This window comes from Brevibacterium otitidis (genome assembly GCF_042429315.1).
GTDB lineage: Bacteria > Actinomycetota > Actinomycetes > Actinomycetales > Brevibacteriaceae > Brevibacterium > Brevibacterium otitidis.
The window spans coordinates 60,472-83,902 of sequence record NZ_JBHMAU010000131.1; the positions used below are offsets into that span (position 1 = coordinate 60,472).

21 protein-coding genes are annotated in these 23,431 nt (G+C 68.7%); 9 read left to right on the forward strand and 12 right to left on the reverse strand.

Translation table 11 applies throughout. The features are described from left to right. The first annotated feature begins 93 nt into the window (after nucleotides 1-93). On the forward strand, nucleotides 94-582 hold the full coding sequence (locus tag ACFFN1_RS15760) for a DUF2505 domain-containing protein (RefSeq protein WP_376841833.1): 489 nt from the start codon (nucleotides 94-96) through the stop codon (nucleotides 580-582). On the opposite strand, the gene ACFFN1_RS15765 is transcribed toward ACFFN1_RS15760, so the two are convergent. From ACFFN1_RS15765 to ACFFN1_RS15775, 3 genes are read right to left on the reverse strand one after another with little or no spacing between them, the layout of a single operon-like run. Beyond that, on the reverse strand, nucleotides 505-996 hold the full coding sequence (locus ACFFN1_RS15765) for a DUF6912 family protein (protein ID WP_376841835.1): 492 nt from the start codon (nucleotides 994-996) through the stop codon (nucleotides 505-507). The two genes, ACFFN1_RS15760 and ACFFN1_RS15765, sit on opposite strands and share 78 nt — an antisense overlap. Beyond that, on the reverse strand, nucleotides 993-2,279 hold the full coding sequence (locus ACFFN1_RS15770; RefSeq protein ID WP_376841836.1) for a CpaE/TadZ family protein: 1,287 nt from the start codon (nucleotides 2,277-2,279) through the stop codon (nucleotides 993-995). Before ACFFN1_RS15770 ends, ACFFN1_RS15765 begins: the two co-directional genes overlap by 4 nt. Then, a complete protein-coding gene (locus tag ACFFN1_RS15775) occupies nucleotides 2,276-2,914 on the reverse strand; it encodes an SAF domain-containing protein (RefSeq protein WP_376841837.1) in 639 nt (212 codons plus the stop codon). The genes ACFFN1_RS15770 and ACFFN1_RS15775 overlap by 4 nt, the downstream gene beginning before the upstream one ends. Nucleotides 2,915-3,145: 231 nt before the next feature. On the opposite strand from ACFFN1_RS15775, the gene ACFFN1_RS15780 reads away from it, so the two are divergent. After that, nucleotides 3,146-3,367, forward strand: a complete 222-nt coding sequence (locus ACFFN1_RS15780; RefSeq protein WP_376841839.1) for a helix-turn-helix domain-containing protein — start codon at nucleotides 3,146-3,148, stop codon at nucleotides 3,365-3,367. Nucleotides 3,368-3,370: 3 nt separating this feature from the next. On the opposite strand, the gene ACFFN1_RS15785 is transcribed toward ACFFN1_RS15780, so the two are convergent. Beyond that, on the reverse strand, nucleotides 3,371-4,027 hold the full coding sequence (locus ACFFN1_RS15785) for a hypothetical protein (protein ID WP_376841840.1): 657 nt from the start codon (nucleotides 4,025-4,027) through the stop codon (nucleotides 3,371-3,373). Between the two features lie 205 nt (nucleotides 4,028-4,232). On the opposite strand from ACFFN1_RS15785, the gene ACFFN1_RS15790 reads away from it, so the two are divergent. Both ACFFN1_RS15790 and ACFFN1_RS15795 read left to right on the forward strand, forming a co-directional pair. Beyond that, nucleotides 4,233-5,117, forward strand: a complete 885-nt coding sequence (locus ACFFN1_RS15790) for a LysM peptidoglycan-binding domain-containing protein (protein ID WP_376841841.1) — start codon at nucleotides 4,233-4,235, stop codon at nucleotides 5,115-5,117. Beyond that, nucleotides 5,114-5,704 carry an Rv3235 family protein gene (locus tag ACFFN1_RS15795; protein WP_376841843.1) on the forward strand — a complete coding sequence of 197 codons (591 nt, stop codon included), beginning with the start codon at nucleotides 5,114-5,116 and terminating at the stop codon, nucleotides 5,702-5,704. The genes ACFFN1_RS15790 and ACFFN1_RS15795 overlap by 4 nt, the downstream gene beginning before the upstream one ends. Before the next feature lie 21 nt (nucleotides 5,705-5,725). Here ACFFN1_RS15795 and secA read toward each other — a convergent pair whose 3' ends face one another. From secA to mtrA, 7 genes are all read right to left on the reverse strand, one after another. Continuing rightward, nucleotides 5,726-8,458, reverse strand: coding sequence for a preprotein translocase subunit SecA (gene secA, locus ACFFN1_RS15800; RefSeq protein WP_376841845.1), 2,733 nt, complete (start codon nucleotides 8,456-8,458; stop codon nucleotides 5,726-5,728). A gap of 150 nt (nucleotides 8,459-8,608) precedes the next feature. Beyond that, nucleotides 8,609-9,862: a winged helix-turn-helix domain-containing protein gene (locus ACFFN1_RS15805; RefSeq protein ID WP_376841847.1), complete on the reverse strand. Its 1,254-nt coding sequence runs from the start codon at nucleotides 9,860-9,862 to the stop codon at nucleotides 8,609-8,611. A gap of 25 nt (nucleotides 9,863-9,887) precedes the next feature. Further along, nucleotides 9,888-10,592, reverse strand: a complete 705-nt coding sequence (gene hpf / locus ACFFN1_RS15810; RefSeq protein WP_376841848.1) for a ribosome hibernation-promoting factor, HPF/YfiA family — start codon at nucleotides 10,590-10,592, stop codon at nucleotides 9,888-9,890. Between the two features lie 70 nt (nucleotides 10,593-10,662). Continuing rightward, nucleotides 10,663-11,379 (reverse strand): ComF family protein, encoded by a 717-nt coding sequence (locus ACFFN1_RS15815; RefSeq protein ID WP_376841850.1) that lies wholly within the window; start codon nucleotides 11,377-11,379, stop codon nucleotides 10,663-10,665. A gap of 325 nt (nucleotides 11,380-11,704) precedes the next feature. Further along, nucleotides 11,705-13,402, reverse strand: coding sequence for an LpqB family beta-propeller domain-containing protein (locus ACFFN1_RS15820; protein WP_376841852.1), 1,698 nt, complete (start codon nucleotides 13,400-13,402; stop codon nucleotides 11,705-11,707). Then, on the reverse strand, nucleotides 13,399-15,123 hold the full coding sequence (gene mtrB / locus ACFFN1_RS15825) for an MtrAB system histidine kinase MtrB (protein ID WP_376841854.1): 1,725 nt from the start codon (nucleotides 15,121-15,123) through the stop codon (nucleotides 13,399-13,401). Before mtrB ends, ACFFN1_RS15820 begins: the two co-directional genes overlap by 4 nt. A 17-nt stretch (nucleotides 15,124-15,140) precedes the next feature. Continuing rightward, complete coding sequence (gene mtrA / locus ACFFN1_RS15830; protein WP_376841856.1) at nucleotides 15,141-15,821, reverse strand: MtrAB system response regulator MtrA; 681 nt, start codon at nucleotides 15,819-15,821, stop codon at nucleotides 15,141-15,143. Nucleotides 15,822-16,019: 198 nt separating this feature from the next. Here mtrA and ACFFN1_RS15835 point away from each other — a divergent pair, with 198 nt between their 5' ends. From ACFFN1_RS15835 to ACFFN1_RS15855, 5 genes are read left to right on the forward strand one after another with little or no spacing between them, the layout of a single operon-like run. Then, entirely contained in the window at nucleotides 16,020-17,207 is a 1,188-nt protein-coding gene (locus ACFFN1_RS15835) for a hypothetical protein (protein ID WP_376841857.1), read from the forward strand. Further along, entirely contained in the window at nucleotides 17,204-18,022 is an 819-nt protein-coding gene (locus tag ACFFN1_RS15840) for a DUF4129 domain-containing protein (protein ID WP_376841858.1), read from the forward strand. Before ACFFN1_RS15835 ends, ACFFN1_RS15840 begins: the two co-directional genes overlap by 4 nt. Further along, nucleotides 18,019-19,260 carry a DUF4350 domain-containing protein gene (locus tag ACFFN1_RS15845; RefSeq protein ID WP_376841859.1) on the forward strand — a complete coding sequence of 414 codons (1,242 nt, stop codon included), beginning with the start codon at nucleotides 18,019-18,021 and terminating at the stop codon, nucleotides 19,258-19,260. The genes ACFFN1_RS15840 and ACFFN1_RS15845 overlap by 4 nt, the downstream gene beginning before the upstream one ends. Continuing rightward, on the forward strand, nucleotides 19,257-20,525 hold the full coding sequence (locus tag ACFFN1_RS15850; RefSeq protein ID WP_376841860.1) for an AAA family ATPase: 1,269 nt from the start codon (nucleotides 19,257-19,259) through the stop codon (nucleotides 20,523-20,525). The genes ACFFN1_RS15845 and ACFFN1_RS15850 overlap by 4 nt, the downstream gene beginning before the upstream one ends. Further along, complete coding sequence (locus ACFFN1_RS15855; RefSeq protein ID WP_376841861.1) at nucleotides 20,522-21,814, forward strand: DUF58 domain-containing protein; 1,293 nt, start codon at nucleotides 20,522-20,524, stop codon at nucleotides 21,812-21,814. Before ACFFN1_RS15850 ends, ACFFN1_RS15855 begins: the two co-directional genes overlap by 4 nt. 112 nt (nucleotides 21,815-21,926) lie before the next feature. Here the strand turns inward: ACFFN1_RS15855 and ACFFN1_RS15860 are convergent, their stop codons facing one another. Further along, entirely contained in the window at nucleotides 21,927-22,925 is a 999-nt protein-coding gene (locus ACFFN1_RS15860) for a stage II sporulation protein M (RefSeq protein WP_376841862.1), read from the reverse strand. Nucleotides 22,926-23,431: the final 506 nt, after the last annotated feature.

Consider the following 23,431-nt stretch of genomic DNA (forward strand, 5'->3'; position numbering starts at 1 on the left):
GGCCGGCACCGCGACCGGACCTGTCGGCAGGCACCCGGAGCACTCCGCGTCCTGCAGGCTGGACGAAGAATCCGGTCATGGCAGACTGGAGCCATGAAGACGATCACCGCACAGCGCACCTCGCAGTCTGCGCTGCACAGCATCCTCACGCGCTTGGAGTCCCCGCAGCTGTGGAACCACTACGACGCCGAGGTGGAGATCACCGGATCGGCGACCACGGGGCTGGACGTGCGCACCTCTGCCCCGCTGCCGGCGTCTGAGACTCCCGAGCAGGCACGCCGCTTCATGACGCAGGATGCCCGCGTCGAACAGCACTTCTCACTGCCGGCCACAGCGGCCGACGCTCCCTCTGCCCGCGCTCAGCAGAGTGTCACGGTGACCGGCATGCCGGTCACCGTCACCGCGGTCATCGACTTCAGCGCGCTCGACCCGTCCGATGTCGCCGGCTCCGGCACGCAGATCTCCGTGAACGCCGAGGTGTCCTCGAAGATGCTGCTGCTCGGCTCAGCTGTCGAGTCCGCTGCCGCCCCCGCCATCGAGCGGATGCTGACCAAACGCCTCCAGGAGATCGCCGACCTCTGAGGCGTCGAACCACAGCAGCGGTGAGGACCGCAGCATCTCCGCGGCCGCCTCACCGTCATCCGGCAGGGCCGCGACCACCTCGGGATCGTCGATGTGGAAGCTCACGACGCGGCTCGGGTCGATGCTGAGCGGGCCGAACACCTCGAGCCCGGCCCCGACCGGCCGCACCTGCGCGCCGAGGGCAGGGATGTCGCAGGCGATGACGACCCGGGTGCTGCCGGTGCGCAGCGCCTCGTCGAGGCAGGCCTCGGCCGCGGTCATCTGGGCGCTGAACTCGGCCTCTTCACCGGCATCGGAGCGCAGCGCGCGCCCATCGGCGTCCGGGGCGAAGGCGAGGACATCGGTGATCTGCGGCCAGGCGGCCGCCAGGTGCTGTGAGGTCAGTGGGACATAGGCGCGCACATTCGAGCTCATGAGGCCATTGTCCTCCGCCGCAGGCGCGGAAGGCGAACGCGACGCGCGGCCTGGCGATCGCGGCGACCCCGGCGGCGCAGCTGCAGCTCCGGCAGACCCGGCAGCTCTTCGGCGAGTGCGCTGATCGCTGTGGCCGCAGCGCTGCGCGGGGCGTGTTCGGTCACGGCCTGGCCGGCGAGCACCGCGGCGTCGACGGCAGCGCAGTCATCGGGCACATAGCGGCAACCCTCCAAGCCGAGGAACCGGGCGAGTGTCGCGTCGATCGCGGCCTGCGGCTCGGCTCCCACCGCCGAGGCGCGGGCCCGGTTCATGACGATCGTCGCCGTTGTGCGCAGCGCCTCGCCGCGCTCGGTCTCCAGCAGGCGCACGAGCCGCTGGATGCCGAGCGGGTCGGCGTGGGCGACGAGGAGCGTATGGTCGGCGCGGTCGAGCACCGCGCGGGTGGCGGCATGCCGGTCATAGTGCGGATCGGCGAACTCGTCATCGGGGTCGATGCGGTCGGCGATGTCGACGATGACGACATCGGCGAAGGCGGCAGCGGCGTCGAGGATCGCGCTCAGCAGCGCCGGGCGGACCTCCGGCCAGCGGCTGGCGCGGCTGAGCCCGGTGACAAGGTGCAGGCGCGGGCTGACGGTCGTCAGATGGTGGCTCAGCAGCTCCGGGGTCAGCATGCCGCTCGCGGCCCGACGGCACAGCGCGGCCAGCTGCGGGGCGTCGTCGAGCACACCGAACATCGCCGCCTGTGCGGCGGTGACGGTGTCAGCGTCGATGAGCACGACCGATTCGCAGCGGCCGCTGAGCACATGCGCAAGACCCGCGGCAATTGTTGAGCGGCCCGGAGCCGAGCCGGTCCCCCACACTGCGATGACCGGGCCGGGTTCGCGCGGCTGCTCCATGCGCGGCGGAGCCGACGGCCGCGGCGGCACCGCCAGGGACTGGGCGCAGTCGCGCACGGCGGCGAGGAACACCTCGGGCGGGTCCCAGGGCGAGACCTGCGCACTCACACCCCAGGCGCGGAACTGCTCCTCGTCATCGCCCAGGCCCAGCAGGCGGGCGCCGGTCCCATGCAGCCGGCGCACCACCTCGGCGTCGAGGCCGCGGAAATGGCGGCCGAGGATGACGACGGCGCCCATCCCGGCGTTGGCGGCCGCCAGCAGCTCGACCTCATCGGCGGGCCGGCGCACGATCGTGATGTCGCCGGATTCGCTCAGGCGCGCGGAGACGGTGGGCTCGTGTTCGACATCGACGGCGACGATGACGCTGATGGGCGGCTGCTGGCTCATGCCGGCCTCCGTTCGGGGACAGCGGCCACGGAGATGTGGTGTTCACCGGCGAGAGCGGCGAGCACAGTGTCGATATCGGCAGTGGGCACGAAGACCTCCAGCCGACTGGTGCTGGCCCCGGTGAAGCCGCCGGCATCGCGGTCGACGGAGATGACGGCGACAGTGCTGAGAATGAGCTCGGGTGCGCTGTCCTCGGCGCGGGTGTCGGTGCCCCACAGGTCGATCGTCGACCCGGCCGCGACCTGGCTCGGCAGCCCGCCGGGGACGTCGACGGCGATGATGCGGCCGGCGAGCTGCTCGGCGGTGCCGATCTGCGAGGCCGGGATGAGCTCGCCCGGTGCGATGGCGGCAAGCACCGTCGAGCCGGCAGGGATCTCCGTTGAGGTGGGCAGATAGTGCTCTGCGGCTTCGGACATCCGCACCTCGGATGCGGTGAGGTCATCGGGGCCGATCGTATGTCCGGGCACGAGCGGCCGGGAGGCGCTCCAGACCGTCATGGTGTCGGCGGCCTGCTTGACGACGAACCACGTGCCGAGGATCGACAGCGCGACGATGAGCGCACCGATGATGAGCTTGGGATCGCGCCAGCGCGGTGGTCGCAGCCGTTCTGCCCGCTTGGGGTCGCGGAAGGACATGGGACTCCTCTTGCTTGGGGACTGCCGCGGCCGAGGTGGGGGCCGAGACCGCAGTGTGACCTAGCTTACATAGAGGGTCCAGTGCGTGGACAGGGGTGTGGAAAACACATCTGTCCACAAGCAGCAGCGAATGGCATGGTTTGATATCAAAGTGGTCTACACTGGTGGCATTGCATTCCACCAGCTGCCGTCCGCCAGACCCGGCGGCGCAGCAGCAAAGGAGTTCCATTCATGGTTGCTGAAGTCCGCTTTCTGCCTCTCACCGACGTTGCGGAGATCCTCAACATCACCGTCACGCAGGCACGCGCTCTCGTGCGTTCGGGTGAGCTGCGGGCCATCAAAGTCGGCGGCCGCGGTCAATGGCGGATCGAGAAGACGGAGCTGGAGGACTACATCCAGCGGATGTACTCTCAGACCCGGCAGGCGATCCAGGAGGGTCGCGTCGAGGTCTGAGCCTCAGCTCAGCGCGATGTCCTGCACCGCGATGAGCGCGCTCAGCGGCACAAGATCCACTGTCGCACCGCGGCGCAGCTGCAGATAGTCGGCTCCGACCGCATCGATGCGGCCATCGAGCACATGCCCGTGATGGCCGCAGTAGACACGGCATTCGAGCACCCCGTCAGCGAATCGGCGCAGCGGGGAGCGGATCGACAGCTGTGAGATGACGGCATCGCTGCCGTGCGCCACCCGGCGCAACCGCAGGTGGTCGACACCGGCAAGGTTCAGCAGCGCCCGCGGGGCGCCAGGAACATGTCCCCGCAGCAGCACCCACTGCTGCCCTACGGCATCGACGAGCCCATCGAACCATGCTCCTCCGGCGTGGACGTCGATCGGCGTGCCGATGGCACCGGCGAGGCGGTGCGCCAGCCCGTGATCGGCGAACTCTCCGGCGACGAGATCGCCGAGCTCACCCATCCGCTCATGATCCACCCGCCCTAGTTCCTGTGCTTCGAGGTCTGCGAACAGCGCTTCGATGCGCTCAGCCTCGATGCCCTCCGCCTCGGCAGAGCGGCCGGCGGCGTTCGGGCGGCCTGCATCGTTCGGATGGCCGGCAGCGCCCGGGCGGCCGGCAGAACCTGGACCGTCGGCGCCGTTGCTCCGGTCCGGTGACATGGGGTCATGCATACACCCATGATGACAGACCGGCTCCACCAGCAGCGTCGTCGCAGATGGACGCAGCGGCAGACACGAGGAGCACCCGAATCGCCAGAGCTCACAGGCGTTCGAATCAACTCGAATCTCAGTATTTCTGTTTGCTGACTATTGACTTCGTTTGATGTCGTTTGGCATGCTTGATTCCACTTCGAGAGGATTGAGCATGTACTACTGGCTGATGGGTTCGCTGAGCCTCGCGCATATCGCCGTGACAGTCTGGCTGCTCAGCAGCGCTGTTGAACTGCTGGAGGCACTCGGACACGGGGACATCGGCGCTGCGCTCGTGCTCGTCATCGCCGGTGCGGCCGTACTGGCCGGCATCCGGCTGACCTGCGCAACGATTCTGAGCGCCCTTGCTCATGCCGCGCGTCTGCTCGGTCCGGCCGCTGCACGGCGCTGCGCGGCAGCTGCCATCGCCATCAGCCCAGCACGGTTCCGGCGAGCGGTTGCCGCCTCGGTCGCCGGTGCTATCCTCACCGGATCCGGCTTCGCCACTGCCGCAGCGGCAGCGCCCTCCCCCAGCTGGCCGTCCCGGACAGCTGAAGCCGACGTCAGCGCTCCTGCCTCCCCTGGCTGGCCGACGCGGTCACCGGACGCTGAGGCCGATGCTCCGACCTCACCAGGCTGGCCCACGCGGTCGCCTGATGCCGACGACGATGGGCCGACATCCCCGAACTGGCCGACGAGTCCTGCCGCATCCCCGACCTCTGCTCCCCCGCAGTCGCCCGAGGACACTGATGCGGACACCACCCCGAGCGCCGAAAGCTCGCCGAGCACCGATGATGCGCCTGTGCGGCAGAAGGACTCGGTGCAGCAGAAAAAGCCTCAGGATGAGCCGGAGGAAGAGCAGAGGCTGTCTGATGATGAGCCGGAGATCATCACCGTGGAAGCCGGTGAGAGCCTGTGGTCGATCGCTGCCGAGCATTCCGATACCACGGACGTCGAGCAGCTGAGCGCACGCGTCGAAGCCATTCATGAAGCCAACCGGTCCGTCATCGGGGCCGACCCCAACCTCATCATGCCCGGACAGCGATTGGAGATGCCATGACCACCATGATGACCGCCGCCAACCCCGGCGAACTCACCCTCACCCGGCCGCAGCCGCGCGCTGTCGCCTCGGCCCCGGCAGCCGGAAACACGGCCCCGGCAGCCGAAAACGCAACACCGACTGCTGGCAGTGCGACGCCGGCGACCGGCAGCACGACAGCAGCGGCCGCTCCGACTCGCGGCATGCGAGCACCCCGCTCCGCTGCACCACAGCAGACTGCAGGAGCCCGCCCAGCAGAACACGACGATGACGTCATTGCTGCACTCGAGGCGGCCGCCGCATCGCTGTCGGTGGCGATCATCGAGATCTTCAGCGGCACGCGCGCACCCTCATCAGTGGGCCGCTGGGTGGCACCGGATCTGTTCGAGCGGATCCGCGCGCACGCAGCCTACCGGCAGAAGCTTACGGCAGCAGCGCCGCCGCGGCCGGCGATGCTCGCAGCAGGCAAGCCGCGCGTGTGCCTCATCAGCGAACGCGTCGCCGAAGCAGCCGTCGTCGTCAACACCGGACGACGCCACCGAGCAGTGGCGCTGCGTCTGGAGCACATCCGCAACCGCTGGCTGCTCACGCAGCTGGAAACCGCCTGATGATTGGTGCGGCGGAACCGGTCAGCGCTTCTTCTTCGCCTTCCGGCGCTCTGCCCGGTTCGCCGGGGCACTGTCGGCACCGGCACCGGAGCCCGATGACTGGGCTGAGGAGTTGGCGCTGCCCGAGCCCATGATCTGCGCATCCCCGGTCTCGCTCGGTGCTGAGAGCTGCAGCTCAGGTTTGTTCGGCTCCAGCTCCTTGGCCTCAACCTCGACGAAGTCGTCGCTGGGATCATCGAGATCCTCACCGGGATTGACGCGCACCTGGACTTCGAGCTTGTTCGTCAGCCGCACGACGTCTTCCTTGATGCCCTCCTGCATGGTGGAGAACATCTCGAAGCCTTCGCGCTGGTATTCGACGAGCGGGTCGCGCTGGGCCATCGCCCGCAGACCGATGCCGTTCTTGAGGTAGTCCATCTCGTAGAGGTGCTCGCGCCACCGCTTGTCGATGACCGAGAGCACAACGCGACGCTCGAGTTCGCGCATCGCTTCCTCACCGAGCTGCTCCTCACGGCGGTCGTAGGCGAGGTCGGCATCCGCGCGAATCTCCTTGACCATCTTCTCGCGCGTGAGGTTGCCCTTGCCGCCGGCGTCCTCGGCGAGATCCTCGGCATTGATCGAAGGATCATAGAGCTCACCGAGTGCGGTGAAGAGCTTGTCAATCTCCCAGTGATCCGGCGGGCCGGCGGTCGCACCAGTGACGTAGTCCTCGATGACATCATCGCGGAACAGCTGCACCTGCTCGGCCAGATCATCGCCGTCGAGAACGCGGCGGCGCTCATTGTAGATGACGGTGCGCTGCCGGTTGAGGACGTCGTCGTACTTGAGCACGTTCTTGCGCTGCTCAGCATTGCGCTGCTCGATCTGGGTCTGCGCTGACAGAATCGCACGCGTCACCATCTTCGACTCCAGCGGCACGTCGTCAGGCACATCGGCGATCGCCATGATCCGCTCCGCAGCACCGGAGCCGAACAGCCGCATGAGATCGTCCTGCAGCGACAGGTAGAAGCGGGATTCGCCCGGATCACCCTGACGGCCGGAACGGCCGCGCAGCTGGTTGTCGATGCGGCGGGATTCGTGGCGCTCGGTGCCGAGCACGTACAGGCCGCCGGCCTCACGAACCTCCTCGGCCTCGGCCTCGACGCGCTCCTCCGCAGCGGCGAGCACCTCCGGCCACAGCGCCTCGTACTCCTCTTCGTTCTCCTTCGGGTCGAGGCCCTTCTCCGCCATCTCGGCCACCGCGATGTGCTCGGCATTGCCGCCGAGCATGATGTCGGTGCCGCGGCCGGCCATATTCGTCGCGACCGTGACAGCACCCTTGCGGCCTGCCATCGCGACGATCGCTGCCTCGCGCTCATGGTTCTTGGCGTTGAGCACCTCGTGGCGCACGCCCTGCTTGGCCAGCTGCTTGGAGAGGTACTCGCTCTTCTCCACGCTCGTCGTGCCGATGAGCACCGGCTGGCCGTCTTCGTGTCGTTCGACGATGTCGTCGACGACTGCGTTGAACTTCGCTTCGACGGTCTTGTAGACGAGGTCCGGCTGGTCGACGCGCTGCATCGGCCGGTTCGTCGGGATCGGCACGACACCGAGCTTGTAGGTCGACATGAACTCCGCCGCCTCGGTCTCGGCGGTGCCGGTCATGCCCGAGAGCTTGTCGTAGAGGCGGAAGTAGTTCTGCAGCGTGATCGTCGCCAGAGTCTGGTTCTCCGGCTTGACGTCGACGTTCTCCTTGGCTTCGATCGCCTGGTGCAGGCCCTCGTTGTAGCGGCGTCCGCGCAGGATGCGGCCGGTGTGCTCATCGACGATGAGGACCTCACCGTCGAGGATGACATAGTCCTTATCCCGCTTGAACAGCTCCTTAGCGCGGATCGCGTTGTTGAGGAAGCTGATGAGCGGGGTGTTGTCGGGATCGTAGAGATTGCGGATGCCGAGGTAGTTCTCGACCTTCTCGATGCCGGATTCGAGGATGCCCACGGTGCGCTTCTTCTCGTCGACCTCGTAGTCGCGTTCAGCCTTGAGCCGCTTGACGACGGTGGCGAACTCGCCGTACCAGCGGTCGGCATCGCCTTCGGCCGGACCGGAGATGATGAGCGGGGTCCGGGCCTCATCGATGAGGATCGAGTCGACCTCATCGACGATGACGAAGTTGTGGCCGCGCTGGACCATCTCATCAGCTGTCCAGGCCATATTGTCGCGCAGGTAGTCGAAGCCGAACTCGTTGTTCGTGCCGTAGGTGATGTCAGCGGCGTACTGCTTGCGGCGAGCGCTGTTGGGCATCTGCGCCATGATGCAGCCGGTCTCCATGCCGAGGAACCGGTACACGCGGCCCATGAGCTCGGACTGGTAGCTGGCGAGGTAGTCGTTGACGGTGACGACGTGCACGCCCTTGCCGGTGAGCGCATTGAGGTAGGCCGGTGCGGTGGCGACGAGCGTCTTGCCCTCACCGGTCTTCATCTCCGCGATATTGCCCAGGTGCAGGGCACCGCCGCCCATGAGCTGGACGTCGAAGTGGCGCATTCCCAGGGTGCGCACGGAGGCTTCGCGCACGGCGGCGAAGGCCTCCGGCAGCAGGGAGTCGAGGCTGGCGCCGTCAGCGAAGCGCTCCTTGAAGCGATCAGTCTCCTCCCGGATCTCGGCGTCGGTCATCTCGTTGAACTCGTCTTCGAGATTGTTGATCGCCGTGACGTAGTTGCGCAGCTTCTTCAGCGTCCGGCCTTCGCCGGTGCGCAGCAGCTTTTCCAGGAAATTGGCCACGATTCTCCTTGTCACCCACGTGCGGGGCCGCGGGTGTCGATCTAGCTTCTGACTGTCGTCCGTCCATTAGCTTAGCGCTTGCTGGCTGAGCGCGGCCGCAATCCGCGACCGAATCCTGTTCGCATACCGCCGAACGCCGGCCCGCCCAGGTCATCCGGCGCCCAGCTGCACGCACTCCAATCCCAGCCAGCGACGCATGTCCTCCAGCTCCGCCTCCAGCGCCTGCCAGCAGTCGGCCAGCGCACCGGCGTCCAGGCCCGGCTCCCAGTGCACCGCGTGCACGGTGAGCACCCCGCGGGCCCGCTCGGCTGCCAGATCGACGCGGCCCACGAGCCGGTCACCGCACAGGAACGGCAGCACATAGTAGCCGTAGACCCGCTTGTGGGCTGGGGTGTAGATCTCGATGCGGTAGTCGAAGCCGAACAGCCAGCTGATGCGCTGCCGGTTGAAGACGAGCGGATCGAACGGCGCCAGCAGCGCACGCGCCTCCACCCGCCTCGGGACCGGAGCCTCATGCCACCGGTAGGCGCGCTGGCCGGCGACGTCGACCTCGACGAGCTCGCCGGTCTCGACGAGGACCGCCACTGCCTCGGCGGTGGCCGCACGCGGGCTGCGGTAGTAGTCAGCGAAGCAGTCGAGCCGGCCGATGCCCAGTGCGCGGGCGGCTGTGCGGATCGGGGTGAGCAGCTCATCGCTGATGCCGGTGATGCCGCGCGGGATCCGCCCGGTGTCCGGATCGGCGCCGAGGTGTGGGTCGCCTGCCGGGCCGAAGCGCAACGGCGGGCGCACGAGCCGGGCATCGACGGCGGCCGGCAGCGCATAGATCCGTTCGAAGTGCTGATTGCGGCCGGCCGCAGAGATCCGGCCGGCCCTGAAGAGCGCCTCGGCGGCGCGTTTGACGTGACTGTGGTTCCAGCCCCAGTGGTCTTTGGGCTGTTCGGGGATGGCGTGGTCGACGCGCTCGGCCAGCTGCCGGGCGGTCGCCGGGCCTGCCTGCAGTGCGGCCTCGACATCGCTCATGAGCTGGCGGAAGGCCGCGCCGGTCTGCCGGTGGCGCTGGCCGTAGTCGTGGCGGAACCATTCGGCGCGCTGGCGGTGCCAGCTGTTGACGATCTCGACCGGGGCGTAGGCGGCCTCGTGGCTCCAGTATTCGACGCCCATCCGCGGAGCGGAGTTGAACAGCGCATCGAGCCGCGCGGTGTCATAGGGGCCCAGCCGCGAGAAGAACGGCAGATAGTGGGCGCGGGCGACCCGGGCGACGGAGTCGATCTGCACGACGCCGAGGCGTTCGAAGGTGCGGCGCAGATGCCCGGCGTTGACGGCCGCCGGACGGGGCCGGGAGAAGCCGGAAGCGGCCAGCGCACAGCGTCTGGCCGCTTCCAAGCTGAGCTTCGGCACCGTCATCGGGTGCTGCTCAGGTTGTGCGTCGTCACTCTGCGCTGGCCGGTTCTTCGTCCTGCGCCTGCTCCTGGACGGAGTCGTTGAGCGACTCATCGAGGGAGATGATGCCGTAGCTCCAGCCGCGGCGGCGGTAGACGACCGAGGGCTTGGAGGTCTCCTCGTCGATGAAGATGTAGAAGTCGTGGCCGACCATCTCCATACGGTTGAGGGCCTCTTCGATGCCGATCGGGTTGGCCGGGAAGTTCTTCTCACGCAGCACCACCGGCGAATCGCCCTCGGACTTGATGCGTCCATTGGTGTTGTCGGTGCTCGGCTGCTCCTGCTCCGGGGCCTCGGCCGGCTCGTCGGCGGTGTCGGGCACGAGCGGTTCGATGACCTCGAGCTCAGCAAGCGCCTCAGCGGTCGAGGCCTTGCGGTGGCCGCCCTTGCGCGAGACCTTGCGGCGGTCGCGGGCCCGGCGCAGACGCTCGAGCAGCTTCGCCCAGGCGAGGTCGAGGGCTGCATAGCGGTCCGAGGCGTGAGCCTCAGCGCGCAGCACCGGCCCCTTGGCGATGACGGTGATCTCGACCCGCTCGGCGGTGTCGGGCTGACGGGTGTTCGGGTCGTGGGTGGCGACGACCTCGGTGCGCAGAGCGCGGGGAGCAAGCTGTTCGACCTTGGAGACCTTGTCCTCGATATGTGACCGGAAGCTGTCGGAGATGGTCGTGTGGCGGCCTGTGACGACGATGTCCATGGTGACGTCCTTTACATGTCGGGGAAACGGATCGCTCCGTACCCATCCGTTCGGATGAGATTACCTTCCATTAAATAACATTTTGCTTTTCGGCACGACTGTCCGGCGCGAGCGCGATCACCGCAGTTCCGGATGGCAGGATGCCGCCGCTGCGCAGCGCCCGCGCGGACTCCGCCAGGGTCGCGCCGGTGGTGCAGATATCGTCGATGAGCAGCGTGTGGGCACGGCTGAGCGCCTGCCGGGCCCGAGGTGTCAGCCGGGTGTCGAGAGCATGCGTGCCGCGCACATTCCGCCGCCGACTATGGGCGCCGAAGCCCACCTGGTCGCGGTGGCGGCGCACCGTCAGCAGCTCGGTGCAGTGCAGCTGCAGCCCCTCGCCGGCGAGCACCGCGATTGCCTCCTCGCACAGCTGTGCGACGTGGTTGCCGTCGCGTGCCCGCCGCGCACGGCCGGTCGCCGGCACGGGCACGAGCAGGATCGGCCGGCGAGCGTCGAGCTCAGGAATCTCCTGCAGGCAGGCGGTGATCGCCCGCGCCAGCTGCAGCCCCAGCAGCTGCCCGAGGTCCCGGCGCCCGGATTCCTTGAAGGCCACGAGCGCTTTGCGCAGCACCCCGGTGTAGGTGCCGGCAGCGACGACGGTGGCAGTGCCATAGCGCGGCTGTGCGGCGACGACCTCGGTTGCCATACCCGGCAGACAGCGCCCGCAGACGGACACCGTATCGGCACCGCAGCCCACACAGCTGCGCGGCACGACCAGCTCACTCAGCTCATCGGCCAGGGCGCGCACCCGCGCCGTCTGTGCCGCCAGAGTCGTGGCCGCGGTCGCCGGTGCCGGCGGCGGCCGGCGCAGCGGTTCCCGCGCCCGAGGTGTCCGCGCCCTCCCCGGCTGCGCCCGAGGTGTCCGCGCCCTCCCCGGCCGCGCCCGAGGTGTCCGCGCCCTCCCCGGCTGCGCTCGAGGTGTCTGTGCCCTCCCAGTCTGCATCCTCCCAGCGTGGCCGGCGCTTCGGGAGCGGACAAGACTCAGGAAGCGATTGTGACCTCACGTCGCAAAACACACCGGGCCATCCACAACCGCCGGCGCGCGGGCGTCCCACATCGTGCGGGCGGCCGGCTCACCCGGGGGCGGACGGGTCGTAGGTCTTCGCGTCGACGAGCTTCTGCCAGGAGCCGGCGCCGTAGCTGTAGATCTCGCCGTCAGCCGTGCCGATGCGCACCGAACGGGTCTCCTCACCGGAGGTGATCTGGGTGCCGCCGTCGATCGAGCCGAGCGATGTCGCAGGCCCGGGCACACGCAGCGCATAGGGCTCCGGCTCGCCGCTGCCGTCGCGGGCGAGCATGACGAGGGAGTCGTAGCCGGACCATGAGGCGTCGATGATCGTGTCGAAGCTCGTCGCCACCTCCAGCGGCGTCGACGTCGACGAACTCGTGGGCGCACGCTGCGGATCCCGGGAGATGCCGACGATCTCCAGCCGGTTGACATCGTCCTTGTCGGTGCTCAGCACCGCCAGCCGGGTGCCGTCGGGCGACACTGCGATGCTCGTGACCGTCCGGCCCTTGAGGAACGGCACCGACACCTCGGTCAGCTCACCATTGCGGCTGATCGCCTGGATGGTGCCGTCGGACGCCTCCTCCGCCGCCCACAGCCAGCCTTCGGTGTCGAAGCTGAGGCTGGCGTACTTCTCGCCGCGCAGTACCTCATTGTCCTCCAGCTCATCGGCGAAGAGCCGCCGCACCGCCTTCGCATCGTCAGCGAGATAGGCGTACATCGACTCGTCGATGGCGATCGCCGGCCGGCTCGCACCGTCAGCGAGCTCCGGGGCATTGGCGATCGGCTCGATCGTCGAACCGAGGATCCGCACGAGCCTGCCCTCGGAGATCGCGATCGGGCTGCCGCTGATGTTCAGGCTCGTGGGCACATCCGGCAGGGAGCCGTAGTCGAGCTCCCCGCTCGCGCCGGAGACCTGCGCCGAGGTGATCGAACCGACCTCCTTGAGCGTCGTCTCGATCTGCGCAGCGATGCGCCCGTTCGTGCGCTCATCCAGGCCCGAGTCGGTCGAGGACAGTTCGACGCGGGCAACCCCATCGGAGACGGCCACCGAACGGGGGTCGAGCTGCGTGCCGTCCGGAATCGCGGACACCACCGCGCCGGTGAGGTACTCGGCCGGCCCGCCGAGCAGCTCGGTCATGATCTCAGTCGCCGTCGCCGGGGAGCGGATGAACCAGCGGGTGTCGGGCACGAGCATCTCGTAGCCCGGCGCATAGAAGTACAGCGGATAGGGCTGGAACAGGGTGGAGAAGTTCACCGCGGTGAGCACCATGCCCGACGGCGCCTGGGAGATCCGCCATTCGCCGTTGACCTGGCGCAGCGAGAACTCCATATCGATCTGGGTGCCGCGGCTGGCCGCCCGGTAGACGCGGCGGTCATCGAGCTGCCCGCCGACCGGGATCGTCAGCGACACCGACTGCGAATCGGTGGTGACCTCGCTGGTGACGGATTCGAGGGTGCGGCCCGGCTGCAGCACGGTGACCGAGGACAGCGGGTTCCACTCCCCTGCGAAGCTGTCGGTCAGATAGGAGCGGGCGACTTCGAAGTTGTTGCTGTAGCCGGCCCCGGCCGCGAGGAAGCCGCGGACGATCTCATTCGGGCTCTGTCCCGGCTCTGGGCCGTCCGGGTCGATGCGCGACTGCACATGCTGGTCCTCACCGCTGACATCGCGGTGGCCGACTGAGCCGTCTTTGGGGATCGAAGCGCAGCCGGACAGGAGCAGCGCTGCCGCAGCGAGCGCTGCACATGCGCGACGGAAGCTCATCGCGATCCTCCTGCCTCATCATCGGAGTCGTCCTCGTCTGCCACATCCTTGGTCGCCACGACGATCGGGATGCTGCCGGTCTGGATCCGCAGCGAACCGTCCGAGGTGGCCGGACCGGCCACGAGCACGGTGCCCGAGACCCTGGCATCAGCCGGCGGCAGCGGCAGCGGCGAGGTGGTGATGGCCTGGCCGGCCCGCCTCGGGATCGTCAGCCGGAAGCACGAGCCCTCGCCCTCCCGGCCCCAGGCCTGCAGCCAGCCGCCGTGCAGATGGGCGTCCTCCAGGGAGATCGCCAGCCCCAGGCCGGACCCGCCCAGGGCGCGGCGGCGGGAAGGATCGGCGCGCCAGAACCGGTCGAACACGTGCTCGATCTGCTCTTCGCTCATGCCAACGCCGTGGTCGCGCACGCTCACGGCCACCGCCTCGGCGTTGGCGGCGACGAAGACGTCGATGGGCCGCCGCTCGCCGTGCTCGATCGCGTTGACGAGCAGATTGCGCACCACACGGTTGACCCGCACCCGGTCGATCTCGGCCATCGCCGGAGCGGACGGCGCATGCAGGGTGATCGGGGTGTCGGCGTGGTCGGCGACCATCGTGAGCGTGTCGATGACCCCGGTGACCACCTGGCACACATCGGCCGGCTTCGTCGCCAGCTGCGCGGCACCGGCGTCGTGGCGGGAGATCTCCAGCAGATCGTTGAGCAGCACCTCGAAGCGCTCGACCTGCGATTTCAGCAGCTCGGCTACCCGCCGGTGGGACTCATCGAGCTCATCGCGGGTCTCGTAGATCATGTCCGAGGCCATCTGGATCGTCGTGAGCGGGGTGCGCAGCTCGTGGGAGACATCGGAGACGAACTGGCGCTGCAGCACCGTCAGCCGCTCCATCCGGGTGATCTGGTCCTGCAGGGTATCGGCCATATCGTTGAAGCTCTGCGCCAGGGTGGCGATTTCGTCGCTGCCGGCCACCGGCATGCGCTGGTCGAGGTCGCCGTCGGAGAGCTTGCGGGCCACCTCGGAGCCGGTCCGCACCGGCACGACGACGAGCCGGGTGACGGTCCAGGCGACGGCGCCGACGAGGACGACGAGGACGAGCGCGGCGACCATGAGCACACGCTGGACGAAGTCGAGGGTGTTCTGCTCCTCCTGCAAATCGGCCACCACATAGAGGTCGAACTGGCCGGCAGCAGGCACCGTCACCTGCTGGGCGAGGATGAGGCCCGGGGAACCTCCCCCGGGCAGCTCGACGGACTGGTAGAGCTGCTCATAGGCCTCCGACTGGGCCACCGCATTGCGGAAGGCCGGCGGCATCGCCGAGGGGGCGAGCACCTCGGCGCCGCCGACGACCGCGGTGGTCGGCTGCACCTGGGAGGAGCGCTCACGCGGTTCGAGGGCGATCGAGCGCAGCGGCGTCGGCGAACGGGAGATCATGCCGCGCAACTGCACGTTCAGGCTCTCGGACAGGGCGCTGTCGTCTTCGCCGGGTGAGACCGATTCGAGTTCGCTGACATAGCCCGACATCTGCGTCGAGACCGAGGACAGCTTCGATTCGAACAGGCCGCGGGAGATCTGTTGGGCCATGAAGCTGCCGACCCCGTAGATCGCGATGATGGTGAGCAGGATCGTGAGCACCACGATCCGCAGCTGCAGCGACCGGGTGAACGCCCCCGCGATGAAGCGGTAGACCCGCATGAGCCCGCCCCAGGCACCGCGGCCCAGTCGCACGGCCGATGCGGACAGCCTCACGAAGCCTGGCCCGCCCGGTATCCGACGCCGCGGATGGTGACGACGATGTCGGGCTTCTCAGGGTCCTTCTCGATCTTCGAGCGCAGGCGCTGGACGTGGACGTTGACGAGCCGGGTGTCGGCTGCGTGGCGGTAGCCCCACACCTCCTCCAGCAGGGTCTCGCGCGAGAACACCTGCCAGGGCTTGCGGGCGAGCGCGACGAGCAGATCGAACTCCAGCGGGGTGAGCGACACCGGCTTGCCGGCCTTCGTCACCGCATGGCCGGCGACATCGATGGAGACATCGCCGACGGTCAGCACCTCTGGTGCGCTCGGCTCCGACATCCGCAGGCGAGCGCGCACGCGGGCGACCAGCTCCTTGGGCTTGAACGGCTTGGGGACGTAGTCATCGGCACCGGATTCGAGGCCGAGGACCACATCGACGGTGTCGGATTTGGCCGTCAGCATGATGATCGGCACCCCGGACTCCTCGCGGATCTCGCGGCACACCTCGAGCCCGTCCTTGCCCGGCAGCATGAGGTCGAGCAGGATGAGGTCGGGATGGACGCTGTGGAAGGTTTCCAGCGCACCATCGCCGGTGGCGCAGAAGTGCGGGTCGAAGCCCTCGCTCTTGAGCACAATGCCGATCATCTCCGCCAGTGCAGTGTCGTCGTCGATTACCAGGATCCGTGCGTTCATAGTCACATTGTCGCTTATGCGGCTGAGAACTTCGCATAAGGGGTCGCCGGTGTCGGCAGGTTCACAGCCGGGGCGGTGCCTGGGCGGGGCGCATGACCGGGCGCACCGCCGCACATGAGCAGGCGCGCATGCAGCCGGCACTGCGGTTCGTATGCCTACAATGGGGCGTCATGCCGATCGCCCACACAGGAGGTGCCGTTGCTCGTCACCGACCGCGCTGCCTGGGATGCCCAGACAGACTGGACGACCGGCCGGTGGCGTCCGCGCCCGGCAGCCCGCGTCCGCGCGATCTGGCAGCCGGCCCCGCAGCCGGGTGAGCTGCCGAAGCGGCCGCTGCGGCTCGCGGAAATCCTCGACTCCGGTTTCCGCCTGCTGCGCTACAGCCCCGGGGTGTCCGTCGGCGCGGCGATGATCACCCTCACCCTGCTGCTCTTGGCGTTCGGCGCCCTCGTCGCCGGCATCGGCTGGCTGACCTTCGGCTACCTCTTCAGCATCTCCGACAGCCCCGATGCCGCCGGCGGCCTGACCTTCCTCATGCAGCTCGGCGCTTCGATCATCGCCTTCCTGTCCCTGTGCTTCCTGCACTTCCTCTCCGGGATGCTCGCCGTCCCCGCCTACCACGCCTTCTTCTCCCGCGTCGGCGCACAGCCGCGCGATTCCCGCGGCCGCAAGACGACGACCCTGCGCGCCACCTGGCAGCAGCTCGCCGGCCGGCGCCGCCGCCTCATCGGCGCGACTGCGCTGCTCGGCACCGCCCACCTCGTCGCCCTCCTGGTGCTCGTCATGCCCGGTGTGCTCATCGCGCTCTTCGCCGGGCTGGCGGTCGTCGGCTCGGTGCTGGCGGTGATCGGAGTGCTGCTGTGGTTCGTCTTCACCGTGTTCTTCATGGTGCGCACCGCATTCGTCGGCTGCGCGATCACCGCCGAGGGGCTGACCATCCGGCAGGCCTTCGCCCGCTCCTGGGAGCTCACCGGCCGCCGCTTCTGGGCCACCGCCGGCACGCTGCTGCTCACCTATGTGCTGTCCTCGCAGCTCATCAGCATCATCATCTCCCCGGTCATGATCGTCTTCTTCATCGTCGTTCTCGTCGTCGCGCTCACCATCGGCTCCGGTGATGAGTACGAGCAGTTCGCCTACATCGCCTTCGCCGTCCTGACGATCCTCGGTGTGTCGCTGACCTCGGCGGCCACGGCTGTGTTCTACGCATACATGTCCGGCGTCATCACCGGCCTGTACTTCGACCGCCGCATGCGGTTCGACGGCTACGACCTGGTCCTGCTGCGTGAAGCAGAGGAGCGCGGCGCCGCCGAGGCGGGGGCCGCCTCTGGTGCACAGCCCGCTCCCGAGGCGGGGGCCGCCGACGGAGATCGGAGTGCCGCTGCATGAGCGCGCCTCCCCTCACCCCTGACCGCGACGAGGCCCGCCGGTGGGCTGAACGCGAGCTCTCCGATCCGCAGTACCGCGATGCCGATCTCTCCCCGCTGGAGAAGATCGGCCGCGCCATCAACCGTCTCACCGACTCGATCTTCGAGCGGCTCGGCGAGATCGACTCTCCGTGGATGCTGCTCATCGTCGGCGCGCTCATCGCGCTCATCGTCGGGCTCATCATCTGGCGGGTCCGCCGCGGCACCAGCGGCGGCGTCGATCTGGCCGCCTTCGACCCGGCCCGGCGCCGCACCACCGTCGACCCGCAGGCCTTCTGGGACGCCGCCTATGCCGCTGCCGACCGGCGCGAGTACACCCTGGCGGTGCAGAACGGCGTGCGCGGCATCTTCGCGCGGCTTGTGCGCGCTGAGATCATCGAGATGACGGCCGCCTCCACCGCCTCAGAGCTGGCTCACGCCGCCGGTTCTGCCTGCCCGCCGGTCGCCGCCGATGCCCTGGCAGCCGGCACCCTATTCGACTCGGTGACCTTCGGCGAAGCGCATGCGACCGAGGCGGACTGGACCGAGCTGCTCGCCCGCGCCGAGCGCATCGCCGCCGGCAGCGCGCACGCCGGCAGTCGGGACGCCGGACGCAGCACCCAGCCCGCCGGCGCAGCCGGCAGTGGGGCCGGGAACCCGGCCGGCACATCGGGTCCGGCGGCAGGAGAGCAGCTCACCGCCTCGGGCGCGGGAGCTGCCGGAAGCGCAGCCGGCGCCTCGGGCGCGGGACCTGCCGGAAGCGCAGCCGGCGCCTCGGGAACGGAGGTGAGCCGATGAGCACGCAGCTCGATCTCGCTGTGCGCGGCACCACCTCGCACAGCGGCGCGGGCCGGGCCGAGAAGTTCGTCAGCGGTTCGCGGGCGGCGCTGCTGTGGATCATCGCCGTGGCCGTCATCCTCATCGCGGCGATCGGTGCGTTCTTCGTCTCGATCGTCAATGAGGAGACCGACGATCTGCATCCGGAATCGGTGCAGCCACGGGGCACGAAGGCGCTCATGGAGATGCTGCGCGATCACGGCGTCGACGTCACCGTCACCGAATCCCGCAGCGAAGCGCTCGCGGCAGCAGCCGAACCGGACACCACGGTGCTGCTGGCCGACACCGAGACCCTCTCGTTCACCGGCACGCCCGAGGAGCTGACCGCGGCGGTCGAATCCAGCGGCAACTCCCTCGTGCTTGTCGATCCCTTGTACACGATCGACGACTACACCCCGGCAGTGAGCGTCTCGTCGCACTTCGACAGTGCCTTCGACACCCTCCTGCAGCCGGAGTGCGCGGTGCCCGCCGCCGAGGCGGCCGGACCGGTGCGCGGCACCAACGAGTACTACACCGCTCAGCTCGCCGAGGGATGGTCGTCCGCAGCCTGCTATCCGGGTGAGAACTCGCCGAGCCGGGACGGCGCCTATGTGTATGCGGAGGCTGATGACTGGGATGTCACCGTGCTCGGGTCATCGGCGTGGATGACGAACGCGGAGATCGATGAGGAGGGCCACGCCGCGCTCATGCTGCACACACTGGGCAAGCATGAGAACCTCGTCTACTACCTGCCGCAGTCCGCCGATCAGCCGGGCGCCGGCGGCGAGGAGCCGACGGATCCGGTCTCGCTCATCCCGCCGTGGTTCGGGGTCGCGCTGCTGTGGCTCATTCCAGTGGCTGCCGCGCTGCTGTGGTGGCGGGTGCGTCGCTTCGGTCCGCTCGCGGTCGAGCGGCTGCCGGTGGTCGTGCCGCCGGTAGAGACGGTGCACGGTCGCGCTGCGCTCATGCAGCGCGCCGGGGCGCGGCGGGAGTCACTGCACTCGCTGCGCACAGGTTCGCTGCTGCGCATCGCCCGTCTGCTCGCGCGGCCGGCGCATGAGCGGCCCGAGCAGCTGTGCGATGCGATCGCTGCCCACACCGGCCGCGACCCGGCGGAAGTCCGCTATGCCTATCTTGATGCCGTGCCGGGCAATGACCGGCAGCTGTCCGAACTTGCTGTACTCATCACCACGATCGAAAGCGAGGTCTCCCCGACATGACCGACACTCCCCACACACCGCAGCAGCCGGGTCAGGCCGGTGCCGGTCAGCCCGGCGGACCCACATACGGACAGCAGCCTCAGGTGCCGGGGCAGCCGGCGGGTGGTCAGGTTCCGGGGCAGCCCGCCTCGGGTACGGGCCAGCCTGAGGGCCAGGTGCCGGGGCCGCCTCCGGTGCCGCCGCAGCACGCACCCCAGCCTGCGCACGGCCAGGTGCCAGGTCAGGGCCAGGAGCCGCCCGCCTCGGGAACGGGGCAGCCGCAGCCGCAGGGACTGCACGAACGCCTCGCCGCCGAGCACCAGCTGAGCGACCGCGACCATGAGCTGCGCGAGCGGTTCCTCAAGGTGCGCGCCGAGGTCGGCAAGGCGGTCGTCGGGCAGCATGAGGCCGTCGACGGCATCCTGCTCGCGCTCCTGTGCCACGGCCACGTCCTCCTCGAAGGTGTGCCGGGCGTGGCGAAGACGCTGCTCGTGCGCGCGCTGGCGCAGGCGCTCGAACTCGACTCGACCCGCGTGCAGTTCACCCCCGACCTCATGCCCGGCGATGTCACCGGTTCGATGATCTACGACACCCGGTCGGGAGGCTTCGAATTCCGCGAAGGTCCGGTCTTCACCAATCTGCTCATCGCCGATGAGATCAACCGCACCCCACCGAAGACGCAGTCGGCGCTGCTGGAGGCGATGGAGGAGCGTCAGGTCTCGGTCGACGGCAAGACGCGCACGCTGCCGCAGCCGTTCCTCGTCGCTGCCACCCAGAACCCGATCGAGCACGACGGCACCTATCCGCTGCCCGAGGCGCAGCTCGACCGCTTCCTCTTCAAGCTCATCCTCACGCTGCCCGAGCGCGAGACCGAGCTCGAGATCCTCACCCGCCATGCGCGCGGCTTCGACGGCCGTCGGCTGGCCGATGCCGGAATCGAACGCGTCGCCGACGCCGCGACGATCCTCGAAGCCGGTGAGCGGGTCGGCGAGATCTACGTCGATCCCGAGGTGCTCGGCTACATCGTCGACCTCGTCCAGGCAACCCGCAGCGCCCCGTCCTTCGCCATGGGCATCTCACCCCGAGGCGGCACGCGCCTGCTTGCCGCCGCCCAGGCTCAGGCCTGGCTGTCCGGCCGCGGATTCGTCACCCCGGATGACGTCAAGACGCTCATCTCCCCGGCCTTCCGCCACCGCGTCATGCTGCGCCCGGAGGCGCAGATGGACGGCATCACCGTCGACCAGGTGCTCACCTCGATCATCGACACCACCCGCGTGCCGCGATGATCGTCACCTGGCGATTCGTCGTCTTCGTCGCGCTTGCGGCGATCCCGGTCATGCTCGTCCCGAGCTGGACCGCGACGGGCCTGGCGCTCGGCGGGGTCGTGCTCGTGGCGTTCATCGACTGGTTGCTGACCGCCTCACCAGGCACGATCGAACTGCAGCGGACACCGGGCCGCCGCGTGCGCCTGGGCCACGAGACCGACTGCACGCTCACGGTCATCAACGCCGGCAAGCGCACCTCGCGGCTGCACATCCGCGATGCCTGGCCGCCCTCGGCTGGGGCGCGGGACAACCGGCTGCGGGTGCGGCTGACTGCCGGTCAGCAGCATGAGCACGTCACCAGCCTCGTACCCACTCGCCGAGGTGAGCTGCCCGCTGATCTGGTGACCGTCCGGGTGGCTTCGCCGCTGGGTCTGTGCCTGCGCCAGCAGGCTGTCGAGGTGCCGGCGGCGATCCGCATCATGCCGCCCTTCGTCTCCCGCAAGCACCTGCCCTCGAAGCTCGCCCGCCTGCGCGAGCTCGACGGCCGCACCCTGCTCATGACCCGAGGTATGGGCACCGAATTCGATTCGCTGCGCGAGTACGTCCGCGGTGACGATGTCCGGTCGATCGACTGGCGCGCGACTGCCCGGGCGCAGCATCTGATGGTCAAGACGTGGCGGCCCGAACGCGACCGCCGGGTCGTCATCGTGCTCGACTCCTCGCGGCTGGCGGCGCGCCGGATGGGCGACGGCACCGCATTCGACGCCGCGATGGAGGCGGCGATGCTCCTGGGTGCATTGGCGGCCGGCGGTGGTGACCGCGTCGACATCCTCGTCGCCGATGCGCGGGTGCGCAAGCACATCGGGCCGATCACCGGCACCGACCCGCTGGGCATCATGACGAACGACCTAGCCGATGTGTTCCCTGAGCTCATCGATGCTGACTGGAATGAGATCGTCACTCAGACGCTGCGGCTGAGCACGCAGCGGGCCTTCGTCGTGTTCCTCACCGCGCTCGATGAGAGCACCATCTCCCAGGACATGCTGCCGGCGCTGCCCGTGCTGCGCGCCCACCACCGGCTGGCGATCGCCTCCGTCGCCGACCCGGATCTAGCCGATCTCGCCTCGCAGGTATACTCCCCCGCCCAGGTGTACCGGGCCGCGGCGGCCGAACACGAGCTGCTCACCTCCCGCTCGCTGGGCCATGCGCTCAGCGATGCCGGAATCCACACCGTCCACGCAGAGCCGGAGGAGCTCGCTCCGCAGCTGGCCGATCTCTACATCTCGCTCAAGGCCAGCGGCAGGCTCTGAGGTGGGGTCGGGCGTCGGGGAGGATGACAGGTGAAGCCGACCGGCGCCTCGGGCGCGGGGCGGTGCCAAGGGCGGCTGGCAGGTGAAGCCGGCTGGTGCCTCGGGAACAGGGCTAACGGTCGGTGGCGACGATCTCGTAGCCGGCCTTCTCCGATGAGACGTCGGCGCTGAGACCGGCCTTGAGCGCCGGGCGGCCAAAATAGATCGCGTAGGCGAAGATGCTGGCGGTCAGCAGGATTCCCATGCCCATGCGGATGACGTTGGGCAGCTCGGACGGGGTGATGAAGCCCTCGATGAGGCCGGACAGGAACAGGTAGATGATGAGGCCCAGGCCCACTGTGATCGTCGAGCGGGCTTCGCGGGCCAGGCGGGTGCGGCGCAGCTCGGGACCGGGGATGACCCAGGCGACGCAGATGCGCAGTCCGGCAGCGGCGGCGATGAGGATGCCCGTGATCTCCGGGATGCCGTGCGGCAGGATGTAATAGAAGAAGTCCCCGCCCTTATCGAACTCGAACATGATCGCGCCCGAGATGCCGACGTTCATGGCATTGGCGAGCAGCCCGTAGATAACATAGATGCCGGTGATGCCGAGGGCCACCCACTGCAGCGCGATCCAGGCGTTGTTCGTCCACACGCCGACGGCGAAGACCTCATGGCGATTCTCGAAGTAGTACTCCTTGAAGTCGCGTTCGGCCAGCTGGCGGCGCATCTCCTCATCAGCGAGGGCCGGCAGGACGCCGGGGGTGTTATAGGCCCACACCGTCGTGAGCACCGAGATGCCGACGAAGAACACGAACGTGAAGACGAAGAACCACCGCAGACGGTACAGCGCCGCCGGCAGCGAGATCGTGAAGAAACGCGACAGCGCACCGCCAGCACCGGTCGGCACGCTGGTGAGCTGGGTGCGCGAGCGGTGCACGATGTTCGACAGGCGCACCGAGAGCTCGGAGTCGGGCGCGACGGTCTGGATGCGCGAAAGGTCCTTGGACGCGGCCCGATAGAGCCGCAGGAACTCCTCGGACTCACTGGGGCTGAGGGTGTTCTTCTTCGCCAGACGCGACAGACGTTCCCATTCGTCTGCATGCCGTTCGGCGACGAGTGCGGGATCCATAGGCATCCAGCATAACCGGATTCGAGGGGCCGGGACTGGGGTGCGGGGTCAGGACTGGGGTGCGGGACCGAGGCGGGGTGGCGTGGGTTGCCGGGAGGGGCGCCGGATCCGAGGTGGGGGCGCCGGATCCGAGGCGGGGGCGCCGGATCCGAGGTGGGGGCGCCGGATCCGAGGTGGGGGTAGCGGTGTCTGGAGAAGGCCGCGGCTGTGTTCGGCTGCCGTGGTGCGGGCGGAGCGGGCGGCTGCCTTCGGCTGCCGCCGCAGCTCGGCTCGCTGCTGGCTCGGTCGTCGGGTGGGTTGTCTGTGCCTCGTGGGAGGGTGGAGTCAGAGCTGAAACCCGGTGCTGCGGGAGCGGTGCCGACGGCGTCGCGGAAGCCGCGTCGACGGTATCGCGGAGGCGTTGATGCTCCTATAGGTTGTCAAGCGATTTGGAGGAGATATCGGCGGTATTCGTGGGTGAAGTCGTCGTCTCGGGATTTGCCTCGTTCGATGTTTGAGACCTTTGC

Coding starts and splice junctions, on each gene's coding strand:
- ACFFN1_RS15760 (WP_376841833.1), top strand. CDS start 94: ATGAAGACGATCACCGCACAGCGCACCTCGCAGTCTGCGCTGCACAGC.
- ACFFN1_RS15765 (WP_376841835.1), bottom strand. CDS start 996: ATGAGCTCGAATGTGCGCGCCTATGTCCCACTGACCTCACAGCACCTG.
- ACFFN1_RS15770 (WP_376841836.1), bottom strand. CDS start 2,279: ATGAGCCAGCAGCCGCCCATCAGCGTCATCGTCGCCGTCGATGTCGAA.
- ACFFN1_RS15775 (WP_376841837.1), bottom strand. CDS start 2,914: ATGTCCTTCCGCGACCCCAAGCGGGCAGAACGGCTGCGACCACCGCGC.
- ACFFN1_RS15780 (WP_376841839.1), top strand. CDS start 3,146: ATGGTTGCTGAAGTCCGCTTTCTGCCTCTCACCGACGTTGCGGAGATC.
- ACFFN1_RS15785 (WP_376841840.1), bottom strand. CDS start 4,027: ATGTCACCGGACCGGAGCAACGGCGCCGACGGTCCAGGTTCTGCCGGC.
- ACFFN1_RS15790 (WP_376841841.1), top strand. CDS start 4,233: ATGTACTACTGGCTGATGGGTTCGCTGAGCCTCGCGCATATCGCCGTG.
- ACFFN1_RS15795 (WP_376841843.1), top strand. CDS start 5,114: ATGACCACCATGATGACCGCCGCCAACCCCGGCGAACTCACCCTCACC.
- ACFFN1_RS15805 (WP_376841847.1), bottom strand. CDS start 9,862: ATGACGGTGCCGAAGCTCAGCTTGGAAGCGGCCAGACGCTGTGCGCTG.
- hpf (WP_376841848.1), bottom strand. CDS start 10,592: ATGGACATCGTCGTCACAGGCCGCCACACGACCATCTCCGACAGCTTC.
- ACFFN1_RS15820 (WP_376841852.1), bottom strand. CDS start 13,402: ATGAGCTTCCGTCGCGCATGTGCAGCGCTCGCTGCGGCAGCGCTGCTC.
- mtrA (WP_376841856.1), bottom strand. CDS start 15,821: ATGAACGCACGGATCCTGGTAATCGACGACGACACTGCACTGGCGGAG.
- ACFFN1_RS15840 (WP_376841858.1), top strand. CDS start 17,204: ATGAGCGCGCCTCCCCTCACCCCTGACCGCGACGAGGCCCGCCGGTGG.
- ACFFN1_RS15845 (WP_376841859.1), top strand. CDS start 18,019: ATGAGCACGCAGCTCGATCTCGCTGTGCGCGGCACCACCTCGCACAGC.
- ACFFN1_RS15850 (WP_376841860.1), top strand. CDS start 19,257: ATGACCGACACTCCCCACACACCGCAGCAGCCGGGTCAGGCCGGTGCC.
- ACFFN1_RS15855 (WP_376841861.1), top strand. CDS start 20,522: ATGATCGTCACCTGGCGATTCGTCGTCTTCGTCGCGCTTGCGGCGATC.
- ACFFN1_RS15860 (WP_376841862.1), bottom strand. CDS start 22,925: ATGGATCCCGCACTCGTCGCCGAACGGCATGCAGACGAATGGGAACGT.